The organism is Limnohabitans sp. Hippo4, assembly GCF_003063605.1.
Lineage (GTDB): Bacteria > Pseudomonadota > Gammaproteobacteria > Burkholderiales > Burkholderiaceae_C > Limnohabitans_A.
The window spans coordinates 49289-63031 of record NZ_NESE01000006.1 but is presented as its reverse complement, the minus strand read 5'-3'; the positions used below and the strand labels follow the sequence as shown (position 1 = coordinate 63031).

The 13743-nt window shown below is 55.3% G+C and carries 16 protein-coding genes; 10 read left to right on the top strand and 6 right to left on the bottom strand.

Translation table 11 applies throughout. From position 1 onward, the window contains the following. Positions 1-705: a response regulator transcription factor gene (locus tag B9Z46_RS13675; RefSeq protein ID WP_055359536.1), complete on the top strand. Its 705-nt coding sequence runs from the start codon at positions 1-3 to the stop codon at positions 703-705. Positions 706-712: 7 nt separating this feature from the next. Continuing rightward, positions 713-2017, top strand: coding sequence for a HAMP domain-containing sensor histidine kinase (locus B9Z46_RS13670; protein WP_108257202.1), 1305 nt, complete (start codon positions 713-715; stop codon positions 2015-2017). 56 nt (positions 2018-2073) lie between these two features. Here B9Z46_RS13670 and B9Z46_RS13665 read toward each other — a convergent pair whose 3' ends face one another. The 6 genes from B9Z46_RS13665 to B9Z46_RS13640 all read right to left on the bottom strand — a co-directional run bounded on the left by B9Z46_RS13665 (position 2074) and on the right by B9Z46_RS13640 (position 7111). Then, the gene (locus tag B9Z46_RS13665; protein WP_108257164.1) at positions 2074-2868 is read right to left on the bottom strand and encodes a glycosyltransferase family 2 protein; all 795 of its coding nucleotides are present in this window, start codon (positions 2866-2868) and stop codon (positions 2074-2076) included. A 16-nt stretch (positions 2869-2884) separates the two neighbouring features. Then, positions 2885-3088 (bottom strand): zinc-finger domain-containing protein, encoded by a 204-nt coding sequence (locus B9Z46_RS13660; RefSeq protein WP_055359538.1) that lies wholly within the window; start codon positions 3086-3088, stop codon positions 2885-2887. Between the two features lie 20 nt (positions 3089-3108). Beyond that, positions 3109-4047 (bottom strand): branched-chain amino acid transaminase, encoded by a 939-nt coding sequence (locus tag B9Z46_RS13655; protein ID WP_108257163.1) that lies wholly within the window; start codon positions 4045-4047, stop codon positions 3109-3111. Positions 4048-4124: 77 nt separating this feature from the next. After that, positions 4125-4592: a glycerate kinase gene (locus B9Z46_RS13650; RefSeq protein WP_233246022.1), complete on the bottom strand. Its 468-nt coding sequence runs from the start codon at positions 4590-4592 to the stop codon at positions 4125-4127. Positions 4593-4601: 9 nt separating this feature from the next. Then, positions 4602-5987, bottom strand: a complete 1386-nt coding sequence (radA, locus tag B9Z46_RS13645; RefSeq protein ID WP_108257162.1) for a DNA repair protein RadA — start codon at positions 5985-5987, stop codon at positions 4602-4604. Between the two features lie 44 nt (positions 5988-6031). Then, the gene (locus tag B9Z46_RS13640; protein WP_108257161.1) at positions 6032-7111 is read right to left on the bottom strand and encodes a nitronate monooxygenase family protein; all 1080 of its coding nucleotides are present in this window, start codon (positions 7109-7111) and stop codon (positions 6032-6034) included. A 128-nt stretch (positions 7112-7239) separates the two neighbouring features. Here B9Z46_RS13640 and hpaR point away from each other — a divergent pair, with 128 nt between their 5' ends. The 8 genes from hpaR to B9Z46_RS13600 are packed head-to-tail and all read left to right on the top strand — an operon-like array spanning position 7240 to position 13743. Then, positions 7240-7725 (top strand): homoprotocatechuate degradation operon regulator HpaR, encoded by a 486-nt coding sequence (hpaR, locus tag B9Z46_RS13635; protein WP_108257160.1) that lies wholly within the window; start codon positions 7240-7242, stop codon positions 7723-7725. A 5-nt stretch (positions 7726-7730) separates the two neighbouring features. After that, complete coding sequence (locus B9Z46_RS13630; RefSeq protein ID WP_108257201.1) at positions 7731-8387, top strand: fumarylacetoacetate hydrolase family protein; 657 nt, start codon at positions 7731-7733, stop codon at positions 8385-8387. Further along, complete coding sequence (locus tag B9Z46_RS13625; protein WP_108257159.1) at positions 8384-9157, top strand: fumarylacetoacetate hydrolase family protein; 774 nt, start codon at positions 8384-8386, stop codon at positions 9155-9157. The genes B9Z46_RS13630 and B9Z46_RS13625 overlap by 4 nt, the downstream gene beginning before the upstream one ends. Positions 9158-9196: 39 nt before the next feature. Continuing rightward, complete coding sequence (gene hpaE / locus B9Z46_RS13620; protein WP_108257158.1) at positions 9197-10666, top strand: 5-carboxymethyl-2-hydroxymuconate semialdehyde dehydrogenase; 1470 nt, start codon at positions 9197-9199, stop codon at positions 10664-10666. Between the two features lie 2 nt (positions 10667-10668). Beyond that, positions 10669-11616 carry a 3,4-dihydroxyphenylacetate 2,3-dioxygenase gene (hpaD, locus tag B9Z46_RS13615; protein ID WP_108257157.1) on the top strand — a complete coding sequence of 316 codons (948 nt, stop codon included), beginning with the start codon at positions 10669-10671 and terminating at the stop codon, positions 11614-11616. 20 nt (positions 11617-11636) lie between these two features. Beyond that, on the top strand, positions 11637-12092 hold the full coding sequence (locus B9Z46_RS13610; protein WP_108257156.1) for a 5-carboxymethyl-2-hydroxymuconate Delta-isomerase: 456 nt from the start codon (positions 11637-11639) through the stop codon (positions 12090-12092). Between the two features lie 9 nt (positions 12093-12101). Next, complete coding sequence (gene hpaH / locus B9Z46_RS13605) at positions 12102-12917, top strand: 2-oxo-hept-4-ene-1,7-dioate hydratase (protein WP_108257155.1); 816 nt, start codon at positions 12102-12104, stop codon at positions 12915-12917. Between the two features lie 10 nt (positions 12918-12927). Then, positions 12928-13743 (top strand): aldolase/citrate lyase family protein, encoded by an 816-nt coding sequence (locus B9Z46_RS13600; protein ID WP_055359549.1) that lies wholly within the window; start codon positions 12928-12930, stop codon positions 13741-13743.

Below are 13743 nucleotides of genomic sequence, written 5' to 3'. Positions count from 1 at the left end.
ATGACGCCGCAACTGTTGATGATTGAAGACGATGAACGCTTGGCCAAGATGGTGGGAGATTACCTGCGTCAGTCAGGTTTTGGTTTTGCACATGCAGCAGACGGCACCCATGGCTTGGCGGCAGTGCAAAAGACGTCCCCTGATTTGGTCATTTTGGACCTGATGCTGCCCGACATGGATGGCTTGCAAGTGTGTCAAAAAATTCGCGGCCTCAGTGGCGCGCATGCGCAAACACCTGTGCTCATGCTCACCGCCAAAGGCGATCCCATGGACCGCATCATTGGCTTGGAACTGGGTGCCGACGATTACTTGCCCAAACCCTTTGAGCCCCGAGAACTCTTGGCGCGCATTCGCGCCATCTTGCGCCGCAAAACCGATGCGGGATCTGGCAGCCACACGCGCATGCAATTTGGCAGCTTGGAAATTGACCGCGATGCGCGCACAGTCAGCGTCAACGGGCAAGCGTGCGACCTCACTTCGTATCAATTCGATTTGTTGGTGGCCATGGCGGAGCGCGCCGGACGCGTGCTCACCCGCGATCAAATCATGGAAGCAGTGCGGGGCCGTGAGCTAGAAGCCTTTGACCGCTCGATTGATGTTCACATGGGCCGCATCCGCATGGCCATCGAAAAAGATCACAAAGTTCCCGAGCGAATTTTGACGGTGCGCGGCGTGGGCTATGTTTTTGCCAAACAACAAAAATAAGCCGCGCATGAATTGGATCGCTTCCATCTCAAAACATTTGTACTTGCGGATTTGGTTGGCCGTGGTGCTGGGTGTGGCCGTGTTGATGTTGGTGGTGGGTTGGGCCTGGAGTCTGTCGGTTGAGCACGTGGCCCACAATGGACCGCAAGGTGTTCGCGAGTTGCAAGTGCGCAATGACAAAGGCGAATTGATCACGGCCGTGCCTGGCCAATTGCAACGTGGCGTGGGTGTGAATTTTGAGGTGACCTTGCCCGATGGCCAAACCTTGAATTTGTTGCTGCCACGTCGCCCGCCTGCTGCGGGTCAAGCGCCAGGCCTCGGTGCAGACGGTGGCGGGGCCATGGGCATGGGGCCGGGTGGGTTCAATCGCGGCATGGGCAACGGCCCTCGTGATCTGTCGCCTTGGTGGGCGCGGCCGCCTTATGGTTTTGTCTGGATGTTGGTGTTGGTCGGTTTGGCTGTGGCCATTGGCGTGTACCCCATTGTGCGCAAGTTGACGCAACGTTTGGAGTCATTGCAGCAGGGTGTACAGCGCTGGGGTGAGGGCGACTTGACGGTGCGCATGCCAGAGCAAGGTCAAGACGAAGTGGCCGATTTGTCCAAGCGTTTCAATGCAGCAGCCGAACGCATTCAGCACTTGATGAGTTCGCAGCAAAGTTTGTTGAACTCCCAAAAATCTTTGTTGGCCAACGCTTCGCATGAACTTCGCTCGCCGTTGACGCGCATCCGCATGGGCTTGGAGTTCTTGAGCGCCGACAACAGCAACGTCGCCAAACAAGAAATCGCGCGCAACATTGCTGAGCTTGATCAGTTGATCGACGAGATATTGTTGGCCAGTCGTTTGGATGCGCAAGAAGCCGATTTAGGCACCGTTGAAGCAGTGGATTTGATGGGCTTGTGTGCAGAAGAGTGCGCGCGCGTGGGCGCGGTGTTGGAGGTTCAAACGGGTGTGCAGTCCCTCGAGATGCACGGGGTGGTGAAGTTGATGCGACGCCTGATTCGCAATTTGCTCGAGAACGCCGGCCGCTACGGCGCCATCAACGGCCCTGAAGATGTGCACGTGATGGCTGCTGTGACCGACCACGAAGTGGTCTTGACGGTGAGCGATCGGGGGCCAGGTGTACCACTTGCCTTTCGCCAGAAAATTTTTGAGCCCTTCTTTCGCCTGCCTGGCGCCAGCGAAAAAGCCGGCAGTGTGGGCTTGGGCTTGTCTTTGGTGAAGTCAATTGCAGAGCGTCACCATGGTCAGGTGACCTGTGAAGACCGCGCAGGAGGCGGGGCTAGTTTTGTGGTGCGTTTGCCCAAGCTTTGAAAGCTTGCATTCGTGCAGCTTGAAACACCCATTCAAACGCTCAAGATTGTGCTGACTTAAGCGCGGCCCACGTTGTTGGTGAGATGGTCTTTGTCGTAGTGCAAGGCTGCGTAGCGAAAGAATGCTTCCAAGGCTACGAACAAACAATACAAAAAGCCAGCGCCGCCGCACAAAAATCCCAAGCGGAAAACATACAAGCGAACAAACATCGACAGGCCAGAAGCCAGACCGCGCACCACGCCGCCGCGCTTGCCTGCTTGTGCACGTTTGCTGGCGCCCAGCATGACGTACTGCGTGAGTTTTTCCAAACTGCCACGAACGGTTTCGCGCGAGTGATGCAGCAGCTTGGCTGAAATCACCTTGCGGGGCACTGGGTTTGCAGGGTTTTCGTTGTGCAAGATGGCTTGCTCGTGCACTGCGCCGACATATTCCTTGAGCATGTCGCGTCGGAACAAGCGCTCGACTTTGGAGCGCGAAATGTAATATGTCAACTCATGCCCGTAGGCCACCATGCGCCATTGAATTTGCCAGACGGCTTGTGCGTTGGATTGCACGATGGCTTGGAGTTCTTTTTGGAAGGCCGGCGTGATGAGTTCGTCGGCGTCCAAGAAAAAAATGTAATCGCACTTGGCATGTGCAATGAGGCGATTGCGCTGAACTGCGAAGCCTTGCCAATCGGGGTATTCAAAGACTTCGGCACCCGCTTGGCGGGACAAGGCCACCGTGTTGTCGGTGCTGCCACTGTCAACCACCAGCACTTGGTCCGCAAACGCAGCGCTGGCCAAACAGGCTTCGATGCGGTGCGCCTCGTTTTTGGTCAGGACCGCAATGGTCAGCGTAGGCACCGCCATGGTCACCAGACGAAGATCAGTGGCCGTGGCCGACTGTTTCGCCTGCTTTGAGTTGGTACACCGTACCGCAATAGGGGCACTTGGCATGGCCTTCGCGGGCCACGTCTAAGTAAACCTTGGGATGGGTGTTCCAAATTTTCATGTCAGCTTTGGGGCTGGGGCAAAAGACACCGCCTTGTGGGTTCAAGTCTTTGGCCAGAAGTTCAACAGCTTGGCTCATGATCTGTTTCTTTTTGAGAATTAAACCGCAGTCAACCAGTGTGCGTATTTGGGGTTCTTGCCATTCACGATGTCAAAGAACGCTGTTTGAATTTTTTCAGTGATGGGGCCGCGGCTGCCAGCACCAATTTCAATGCGGTCGAGTTCGCGAATGGGCGTGACTTCAGCGGCGGTACCCGTGAAGAACGCTTCGTCGCAAATGTAGATCTCGTCGCGTGTGATGCGCTTTTGCACAATCTCGAGGCCCAAATCTTTGGCGATGTGGAACACGGTGTTGCGTGTGATACCGTTCAATGCGCCGGCAGACAAATCGGGGGTGTAGATCACGCCGTCTTTGATCACAAAAATGTTTTCGCCAGCACCTTCTGACACAAATCCGGAAGTGTCGAGCAACAAGGCTTCGTCGTAACCCTCGTCGGTGGCTTCCATGTTGGCCAAGATGGAGTTGGTGTAGTTGCTGACCGCTTTGGCCTGCGTCATGGTGATGTTCACGTGGTGGCGTGTGAAGCTGGAGGTCTTCACGCGAATGCCGCGCTTCATGCCGTCTTCACCGAGGTAAGCACCCCAAGTCCATGCAGCGACCATCAGGTGAATGGTGTTGCCTTTGGGGCTGACGCCCAATTTTTGAGAACCGATCCACGTCAAAGGACGGATGTAGCCGCTTTCCAAATGGTTCTCGCGAACCACTGCTTTTTGGGCTTCATTCACTTCTTCTTTGGTGAAGGGCAACTTCATGCGCAAAATTTTGGCGCTGTTGAAGAGGCGGTCGGTATGCTCTTGCAAACGGAAAATGGCCGTGCCATTGACTGTTTTGTAGGCGCGAACGCCTTCGAAGGCACCGCAGCCGTAGTGCAGCGTGTGGGTCAAAACGTGGATCTTGGCGTCGCGCCACTCGACCATCTTGCCGTCCATCCAGATTTTGCCGTCACGGTCTTCCATTGAGGGGGTTGCGGTGCTCATTGTTTGTCCTTTGTTGCCAGGTTCGCAAAAGCCTCATTTTACGAGGCTTATGCGGTCATTTTGACTTGCTGCGCTGATTAGCTTGTTGCTTGGGTTTCGCGTGTTGCGGCTGCTATGGGTTCTGACGTGGGGTCTGCCGTGTGCCCATCCGTTTCTTCGGCGGGCCGGGTCATCTCCCAGGACATTAACTTGCCTCCCTGAAAGGTGCAGATGACATAAGAGTCGCCGGAATCGGTCCATTTGAAAATTTCGGGCTGGGCGTTGGGTTCTGACAGCCGCTCGCCCAAAGACTTGGTCAGGGCAATGACGTGCATCAAGTTGACGCCTTTTTGGAGCTTGACGTTGAGCATGACGGCGCTACCAACATGACCCACAGGGCGATTGGCGGCGCGGCTGAGCACGGTCACCATGCGCGTGAAATGCAACAAGATCCACATCACCACGGCGCCCGTGGCAATGGCGACGCCTTGCCATTGGTACTGATGCCATGCGCCCGCAACAAACAGGACAACCCCAATGGGGATCAAAATTTTGGAAAAGTTCATGATCCGATCTTAAAGTCCGCGGACGCAGTTCATGGCGTCTTCAATGCGGTCAACCGGATAAATGGTGAGGCCTTCAAAGTTCTTGTCGTTCTTTTTGGGCGCGTTGGCTTTGGGCACCACGGCCACGGTAAAGCCCAACTTGGCAGCCTCTTTGAGGCGCTCTTGGCCGCGGGGTGCTGGCCGTACTTCGCCTGCCAAACCGACCTCGCCAAAGGCGATAAAACCCTTGGGCAAAGGCTTGCCACGAAGTGATGAAGTAATTGCTAACATCACCGCCAAGTCAGCAGCAGGCTCGCTGATGCGAACGCCGCCTACCGCATTGACAAACACGTCTTGGTCCATACAGGCCACGCCGGCATGGCGGTGCAAGACGGCCAAGAGCATGGCCAAGCGGTCTCTTTCAAGACCCACCGACAGCCTTCGCGGACTGGGTCCGCCGCTGTCAACCAAGGCTTGAATTTCGACCAGCAAAGGTCGGGTGCCTTCTAAAGTGACCATGACACAACTGCCTGCCACGGGCTCTGAATGCTGCGACAAAAAGATGGCGCTGGGGTTAGAAACGCCCTTCAGGCCTTTTTCGGTCATTGCAAAAACGCCAATTTCGTTGACGGCACCAAAGCGGTTTTTGATGGCCCGAATGAGGCGGAAGCTGCTGTGCGTGTCTCCTTCAAAATACAAAACGGTGTCGACCATGTGCTCCAAAACACGGGGTCCGGCCAGCGCGCCTTCTTTGGTGACGTGGCCCACCAACACAATGGCGGTGCCGGTGGCTTTGGCTGCGCGCGTGAGATGCGCGGCACATTCCCGGACTTGTGCCACCGAGCCTGGGGCCGAAGTGAGTTGGTCGGAATAAACCGTTTGAATGGAGTCAATGACTGCAATGTGGGGCCGCTCGCTTTGCAAAGTGGCCAGGATTTTTTCCAGTTGAATTTCGGCCAATACCTGAACCTGGCTGTGGTCCAGGCCTAGTCGTCTGGAACGCAGGGCCACTTGGGCGCCACTTTCTTCGCCCGTCACATACAAAGTGTTCATGCCCTTGCGTTGCAAGGCATCGAGCGCTTGCAACAGCAAGGTGGATTTGCCGATGCCGGGATCGCCGCCAATCAGGACGACGCCGCCTTCCACCACGCCGCCGCCCAAAGCACGGTCGAGCTCTTCAATGCCGGTGGGGCTGCGGTCGACGTCTGTGGCTTCAATTTCGCCCAGCTTGGTGAGCTCGGACGTTTTGGCCAAGGCTTGAAATTGGCTGGTGTACCGGTTTTTGGCGTTGCCACCAGCGTCGACGGTACTTTCAATGAGGGTGTTCCAAGCGCCGCACGCGGGGCACTTGCCCAGCCAGCGTGGTGTGGTGCCACCGCAATCGGTGCAGGTGAAAATGGTTTTGTCTTTGGCCATGGGTTGAGCCTAACACTCCGACGCGAACAAACGCGCGATGAACTTCATGAGGACCAAGCTTGCAAGAGTTTGTGGGCAATGTCGGCAGCAGGCAAGGCCTCGCAATCGGACGCGTTTTGACCAGACCACAAAGGCGAATAGTCGCCAGAACCCTGCGCTTCAGCGGCTGTACGCAATGGGGCGACCGCTGCCGTGGCCAAGGGGAAATCGGGGACGTCAGGGTTGAGGGGCCCAAAGTCTTGCATGAACTTGTTCACAATGCCGCGCGCGGGTCGGCCACTGAACAAGTTGGTCAAAGCCGTATGACGTGCGCGCTCTGACATCAAAGCTTGTCGATGCAGGGCGCTGGTGGTGGCCTCGTGGCTGGTCAAAAATGCGGTGCCCACCTGGACCGCGCTGGCGCCCAGGCTTTGCGCCGCTTTCACGGCTGCTGCACTTGAAATGCCCCCCGCTGCAATCACAGGCACTGTCACCGCTTTAACGATTTGAGGCAACAAAGACAGGGTGCCCACTTGGGTGCTGAGATCGTCTGTGAGAAACATGCCGCGGTGGCCACCAGCTTCCAGTCCCTGCGCAATGACGGCATCGGCGCCATGTTGCTCCAGCCATTGGGCTTCTAGGACGGTGGTGGCGGAGGACCAAATTTGAATGCCACAAGCTTTGAGTTGTTGCACCCACTCGTGCTTTGGCAAACCAAAGTGGAAGCTGACCACCGCAGGTTTGAATTGGCCCATGAGCGCGAGGCTTTCTTCGCTGAAAGGCGCGCGGCCTGGCCCAGAGCCCACCGTCGCTGGGTCAATGCCGTGTGATTGGTAGGCCGGGTGGAGTTTCAGGCGCCAGGCGGCTTCTTTGTGGGGTTGCGCCTCTGGCGGTGTGTGACAAAAGAAATTGACGTTAAGAGGGAGCAGGGTGCCCCAAGCCGAACGAGACTGAACTGCCGTTGAGATGGCCCCTTGAAATGCGGTCAACTCTTTGTGCAGTTGCTCGGCATTGAGCATGGCTGCGGGAATGCTGCCCAAGCCACCCGCTTTGAAAACGGCCGCCGCCAAGGCATGGTTTTGTGATCCAGCCATAGGTGCTTGGACCAATCGGATGGCGTGGGCATCAAAAAATGAGGTGTTCATGGCGCAATTATTCCCTGTGCGCTGGCTCATGAGACAAGCCCATGAGGCTATTTTGAGCCAAGGCGCGGGTTAACCCGATTTTGCGGCGCTTTGAAATTCATTTAACATGTTAAATAAATTCAAACACCATGAAACAACAAGCTTTTGTTCACCGCAATTTGCCTCGCCTGCTGCTGCAAGCTCGCGAGGCAGTGATGACGCACACGCGTCCGAGCCTCCGCGAACATGGGCTGTCAGATCAGCAGTGGCGCGTGCTGCGAGTGCTGGGTGAGCATGCCAACAGCAAGGATGGTGCTGAAGGTGTGGAGACGGGGCGTGTGGCACGCGAAGCGTTTTTACTCGGTCCCAGTTTGACGGGTGTGCTGACACGCATGGAGCGCGATGGGTTGATTGAGCGCAGCCGTTGTTCGCAAGATGCGCGGCGCACAGTGGTTCGGGCCACCCCATTGGGATTGTCCAAAGTGGCCAAATTATCGGAAGCCATTGAGGCGCATTACGCCTGGATGGAAAGCGAACTGGGCAAACAAAAATTGGCGCAGTTGTATCAGTTGTTAGATGCCGTGATTCAGTTGGAGACGTCTCCAATGGACGAGGCGATTGAAGAAATGGAATGAGCAAAATGAATCCCAGCCTAAACAGTGATGCATGCTATTGGCCGCAAGGCACCGTGTACGGCGCTCTGTTGAATTTTCAGCAAGAATGGAATTTAAGAGCGTCGCAAATGCCAGAGGCGCCCTACAAAGGCGAACCCAAAGCACCCGTGCTGTTCATCAAAACGGCCAACACGTTCACAGCGTCGGGGGCAAGCATCGCAATTCCTTCAGCAGTGGCCGATGTGGACATTGGTGCCAACTTGGCTTGGGTGTTCGGCGCAGACGCCAAACCCGTGGCTTGTGTGTTGGTGAACGATGTGTCCATTCCGCACGAGAGTTATTACAGGCCGCCTGTGAAGTTCAAATGTGTGGATGGCTTCTTGGGCGTGGGGTCCAAAGCGCTGGGCATTGCGCAGGTCAAGTCCGACGCGGTGGTGCTCACTGTCAAGGTGAATGGCAAAGAGGTGCAGCGTGTGAACTACGCAGACACTGTGCGCAAATCACAAACTTTGCTGGCAGACATTGCTGAGTTCATGACCTTTCAAGAGGGCGATGTGTTGTTGCTCGGCAGCGACTGCTTGCCCGATGGCAAGCGCCCTCGCGCCAAGGTGGGTGACGTGGTGGAAATTTCCGCTAATGGTTTTGACACCTTGGTCAACACATTCGTGGGAGGTGCCGCATGAAACACGCACGCATTGCATGGGCTGGCGCCGTTCACGAAGCGGTGGAATCGGATGGTGAGTTGTTGCTCACGCGCAGTCCTTGGGCTGGCAAACGTTTGAAGTTTGACGAGGTGGTGTGGTTGCCGCCTTTGGCGCCTGTGCCTCAGGCCCGAACCATTTTGGCATTGGGTTTGAACTATGCAGATCACGCCAAAGAGTTGGCCTTCAAAGCGCCGGAAGAACCTTTGGTGTTTGTGAAAGGCGAGGCCTCCTTGATCGGTCACAAGGCCTTCACTCGCAGGCCGCAAGACGCAACCCACATGCACTACGAATGCGAGTTGGCCGTCGTCATTGGCAGCACGGCCAAGAACGTGAAAAAAGAACATGCCTACGAGTATGTGGGCGGTTACACCGTGGCCAACGATTACGCCATTCGTGATTATTTGGAAAACTGGTATCGCCCCAATTTCCGTGTGAAGAACCGCGACACCTGCACGCCCATTGGACCCTGGTTGGTAGACGCCAAAGACATTCACGACCAGTACGGCAGTCCTCAAAATTTAAGTTTGCAAACCACCGTGAACGGCAAGGTGACGCAAAGTGGCCACACGCGCGACATGATTTTTGATGTGCCGACTTTGATCGAGTATTTCAGTGCCTTTATGACGCTGCAACCCGGCGATTTGATTTTGACGGGCACACCCGATGGTGTGGTGAATTGCAATGTGGGCGATGTGATCGTGACCAGCATTGAAGGTGTGGGCGAGTTGATCAACACCTTGGGTGAGTGATTCATCTGCCAGCGAAGACATGAACAGAGGAAACAAGAAATGCGCATTGACCATTTGATTGACGGCAAAGCCGTTGCCAGCTCACAAACATTTGAAACCCGCGACCCTGCCACGCAAGAAGTGCTGGCCGAAGTGTCTTCGGGCGGTACCGATGAAGTGAACCAAGCTGTGGCGTCGGCTAAAGCCGCTTTTCCAAAATGGGCAGGCACACCCGCTGCAGAGCGCGCCAAGATCATGCGCAAGTTAGGCGAACTGATCACCAAGCATGTGCCTCAGATTGCAGAAACAGAAACACGTGATTGCGGTCAAACCATTTCGCAAACCGGCAAACAATTGGTGCCACGTGCGGCTGATAATTTTTCTTACTTCGCAGAAATGTGCACGCGCGTGGATGGCCACACTTATCCCACGCCCACCCATTTGAACTACACCTTGTTTCACCCCGTCGGTGTTTGCGCGTTGATCAGTCCTTGGAATGTGCCCTTCATGACTGCGACTTGGAAAGTGGCGCCTTGCTTGGCCTTTGGCAACACCGCCGTGTTGAAGATGAGCGAGTTGTCGCCCATGTCGGCCGCACGTTTAGGTGAGCTGGCTTTGGAAGCGGGCGTTCCACCTGGCGTGTTGAATTTGGTCCACGGTTATGGCCGTGATGCGGGCGAGCCCTTGGTGTCGCACCCTGATGTGCGCGCCATTTCGTTCACAGGCTCTACCTCTACTGGCAATCGCATTGTGCAAAGTGCGGGCCTGAAAAAATTCAGCATGGAGTTGGGCGGTAAGTCACCCTTCGTGATTTTTGAAGACGCCGATTTACCGCGCGCCTTGGACGCCGCGGTGTTCATGATCTTCAGCAACAACGGTGAACGATGCACGGCAGGCAGTCGCATCTTGGTACAGCAAAGCATCTATGCCGACTTCGTGCAAAAGTTCACAGAGCGCGCTAAGCGCATTTCAGTGGGCGATCCCTTGGACGAGAACACCATCGTTGGCCCCATGATCAGCCAAGCGCATTTGGCCAAAGTCAAAAGTTACATTGAGTTGGGTCCCAAAGAAGGCGCCACGATGTTGTGTGGTGGATTGGACAAGCCTTCGTACGCCGCCGTGCTGCCAGACCGCGTGAAGAACGGCAACTTTGTGTGGCCCACTGTGTTTGCCGATGTCGACAACCGCATGAAGATTGCGCAAGACGAAATCTTTGGCCCTGTGGCCTGCATCATTCCCTTCCGCGACGAAGCGCACGCCATTGAATTGGCCAACGACATTCAATATGGCTTGTCCAGTTATGTGTGGACCGAAAACATTGGCCGCGCACACCGCGTGGCGGCTGCGGTAGAGGCGGGCATGTGTTTTGTGAACAGCCAAAACGTGCGCGACTTGCGTCAACCCTTTGGTGGCACCAAGGCCAGCGGCACAGGTCGCGAAGGTGGCACTTGGAGTTACGAAGTTTTTTGCGAACCTAAAAACGTGGCGGTGTCGATGGGCTCGCATCACATTCCACATTGGGGAGTCTGAACATGGGACAAGTTTCACTCGCTGCCAAAATCACGCACGTGCCGTCCATGTATTTGAGCGAGTTGGACGGTCCGCAAAAAGGCACACGCCAAGCCGCCATTGACGGACATCACGAAATTGACCGGCGTTGCCGTGCGTTGGGTGTCGACACCATTGTGGTGTTTGACACGCACTGGTTGGTGAACTCGGCGTACCACCTGAACAATGCCGCGCATTTCAAAGGCAACTACACCAGCAACGAGTTACCGCACTTCATCAGCAACATGCCGTATGAGTACGATGGCAATCCAGCGCTGGGCCATATCTTGGCCAAGGCCTGCAATGAAGCGGGCGTGACCACTCTGGCGCATGAGCACACCAGCTTGGCGTTGGAATACGGCACGCTGGTGCCTATGCGCTACATGAACACCGACCGCCACTACAAAGTGATTTCGGTGTCGGCGCTCTGCATGGTGCACTCCTTGGCCGAAAGCGCCCAATTGGGTTGGGCCATGCGCCGTGCCGTAGAGCAACATTACGACGGCAAGGTGGCCTTCTTTGCCAGCGGCTCTTTGTCGCACCGTTTTGCACAAAATGGTTTGGCACCCGAGTACGCCAACAAAATCTGGAGTCCCTTTTTAGAGCAGTTAGACCACGGCGTGGTTGAGATGTGGCAGCGCGGCGATTGGAAAACTTTCTGCGCCATGCTGCCCGAGTACGCCGCCAAAGGCCATGGTGAAGGTTTCATGCACGACACCGCTATGTTGCTGGGTTTGTTAGGCTGGGATCAATACCAAGGCAAAGCAGAAGTGGTCACGCCTTACTTTCCCAGTTCGGGCACAGGACAAATCAACGTGGTGTTTCCTGTGACCGAAGTCTTGGACGAAGCAGGGCATGCGGTCACCAGCCTGAACCTCAAAACCTTGAAAGATCCCTCTGCCGTTTATGCCGCAGGGGCCAGCCGTTTGTAATTCATTTCGAAAGTTGTCACATGCCGCATTTGGTGATTCTTTATACAGGCCAGTTGGATGCTGAAACCAACATGAAGGTCTTATGCCGTGATTTGGCTGATGCCATGCTGACGGTGGTGGACGAAGCTGGCAAGCAAGTTTTTCCCACTGGCGGTACGCGCGTGTTGGCCTATCCTGCGCCGCACTATGCCGTAGCCGATGGTGGTACAGCAGGCCGCAAGGCCGCGCAGTTTGACAACAACCCGCATGGCGGCTCGGAAGATTATGCGTTTGTGTATTTGAATGTGCGCATGGGCAAGGGGCGCAGTGAGGCTACGCAAAAACGCGCAGGCGACACCTTGGTCGAGGTCACCCAAAAACATTTCGCCGATCTCTTTGCCAAACGCCACATTGGCATCACCTTGCAAATAGATGTGGGCCCCGAAGTGTTTGACAACAAGCACAGCAACATCCATCCTTTGTTTGCGGCCCTTTGAAAGAAACGCATGTTTGATTCCCAACGCATTGCAGAACTGGCTGCCGAATTGCAGGAAGCGCAAACCACGCGCAAGCAAGTTGAGCACTTTTCCAAACGCTTTCCCGGCATGACCATTGAAGACGGTTACCGTGTGAGCCGCGCATGGGTGGCTTTGCAATTGGCGCAAGGCCGTCAAGTGATTGGTCACAAAATTGGCCTTACCTCGCGCGCTATGCAGCAGGCCAGCCAAATCGATGAACCTGATTACGGCACGCTGCTCGACAACATGCTGTATACCTGCACGCCTGGTCAAACGCTAGACATTGCCTACACCGACTTTGTGGTGCCGCGTGTGGAAGTGGAGTTGGCCTTTGTCTTGAAAAAAGATTTGCAAGGCCCCAACGTCACTGTTGATGAGGTGTTGGCGGCCACCGAGTACGTCACACCTGCCATCGAAATCATTGATTCACGCATCGAGCAATTTGACCGTCACACCAAAGTGATGCGCAAAGTGTTTGACACCATCAGCGACAACGCGGCCAATGCCGGCATTGTGGTGGGCGCAGAAAAAGTCGACCCCCTCACCACCAACTTGCCATGGTGCGGCGCCATTCTCAAGCTCAATGGCGTGGTGGAAGAAACAGGTTTGGCAGCCGGCGTACAAGGTCACCCCGCAGTGGGCATTGCATGGTTGGCCAACAAGTTGGCACCCTGGGGTGAGCATTTAAAAGCAGGCCAGATTGTGTTGGCCGGCTCCTTTACCAAACCGGTGCCTGCCAAAGTGGGCGATGTGTTCGACGCAGACTACGGCCCCTTAGGTCGTTTGCAATTTAAATTCAACTGAAAGAAGCCACATGAAAACTCCTGTCAATCGTTTCAAAAAAGCCATCACAGAAAAGCACGCGCAAATTGGTTTGTGGGTGGGTTTGGCAAGCAGTTACAGTGCAGAAATTTGCGCCATGGCGGGATTCGACTGGTTACTGATCGATGGCGAACATGCGCCTAATAATTTACAAAGTATTCAGCAGCAACTTCAGACCATCGCTGCTTATCCAGTGAACAACGCCATTGCGCGTGTTCCAGTGGGCGATGCCGCTTTGATCAAACAGTATTTAGATTTGGGCGCGGAAACATTGCTGATTCCCATGGTGGACACACCCGAGCAAGCCGCGCACTTGGTTCAAGCCATGCGTTATCCGCAAAATGATGGCAAGGGCGGCATCCGCGGTATGGGGGGTGCACGTGCTTCACGCTGGGGCATGTTTCCCAATTACACCAAAGAGGCCAATGAACAAGTTTGCTTGTTGGTGCAGGCCGAAACACGTGAAGCTTTGAAAAACTTGGACGCCATTGCCAACACACCTGGTGTGGATGGTGTCTTCATTGGTCCCGCCGATTTGTCTGCTTCTTTGGGCCACGTGGGTGATCCCAATCACCCAGAAGTGCAAGCTGCAATTGAAGATGCGATTGCACGCATTTTGAAAGCAGGCAAAGCGCCAGGCATTTTGACATCCGATGAGGCGCAAGCGAAACACTACTTGGCGCTGGGTGCTTTGTTTGTGGCCGTGGGTTTGGACACGCAAATCTTGGTACGCCAAACAGCTGCACTCGCGAAAAAATTCAAACCCAATGCAGGCATTGAGTTGCCCGCGTCTGGCCAGGTGTATTGA

Excerpts from the sequence above, each read along its gene's own strand:
- B9Z46_RS13630 (WP_108257201.1), top strand. The coding sequence starts at position 7,731 with ATGAATCCCAGCCTAAACAGTGATGCATGCTATTGGCCGCAAGGCACC.
- B9Z46_RS13655 (WP_108257163.1), bottom strand. The coding sequence starts at position 4,047 with ATGAGCACCGCAACCCCCTCAATGGAAGACCGTGACGGCAAAATCTGG.
- hpaH (WP_108257155.1), top strand. The coding sequence starts at position 12,102 with ATGTTTGATTCCCAACGCATTGCAGAACTGGCTGCCGAATTGCAGGAA.
- B9Z46_RS13650 (WP_233246022.1), bottom strand. The coding sequence starts at position 4,592 with ATGAACTTTTCCAAAATTTTGATCCCCATTGGGGTTGTCCTGTTTGTT.
- B9Z46_RS13660 (WP_055359538.1), bottom strand. The coding sequence starts at position 3,088 with ATGAGCCAAGCTGTTGAACTTCTGGCCAAAGACTTGAACCCACAAGGC.
- hpaR (WP_108257160.1), top strand. The coding sequence starts at position 7,240 with ATGAAACAACAAGCTTTTGTTCACCGCAATTTGCCTCGCCTGCTGCTG.
- B9Z46_RS13665 (WP_108257164.1), bottom strand. The coding sequence starts at position 2,868 with ATGGCGGTGCCTACGCTGACCATTGCGGTCCTGACCAAAAACGAGGCG.
- hpaD (WP_108257157.1), top strand. The coding sequence starts at position 10,669 with ATGGGACAAGTTTCACTCGCTGCCAAAATCACGCACGTGCCGTCCATG.
- B9Z46_RS13670 (WP_108257202.1), top strand. The coding sequence starts at position 713 with ATGAATTGGATCGCTTCCATCTCAAAACATTTGTACTTGCGGATTTGG.
- hpaE (WP_108257158.1), top strand. The coding sequence starts at position 9,197 with ATGCGCATTGACCATTTGATTGACGGCAAAGCCGTTGCCAGCTCACAA.
- B9Z46_RS13600 (WP_055359549.1), top strand. The coding sequence starts at position 12,928 with ATGAAAACTCCTGTCAATCGTTTCAAAAAAGCCATCACAGAAAAGCAC.
- B9Z46_RS13675 (WP_055359536.1), top strand. The coding sequence starts at position 1 with ATGACGCCGCAACTGTTGATGATTGAAGACGATGAACGCTTGGCCAAG.
- B9Z46_RS13640 (WP_108257161.1), bottom strand. The coding sequence starts at position 7,111 with ATGAACACCTCATTTTTTGATGCCCACGCCATCCGATTGGTCCAAGCA.
- B9Z46_RS13625 (WP_108257159.1), top strand. The coding sequence starts at position 8,384 with ATGAAACACGCACGCATTGCATGGGCTGGCGCCGTTCACGAAGCGGTG.
- B9Z46_RS13610 (WP_108257156.1), top strand. The coding sequence starts at position 11,637 with ATGCCGCATTTGGTGATTCTTTATACAGGCCAGTTGGATGCTGAAACC.
- radA (WP_108257162.1), bottom strand. The coding sequence starts at position 5,987 with ATGGCCAAAGACAAAACCATTTTCACCTGCACCGATTGCGGTGGCACC.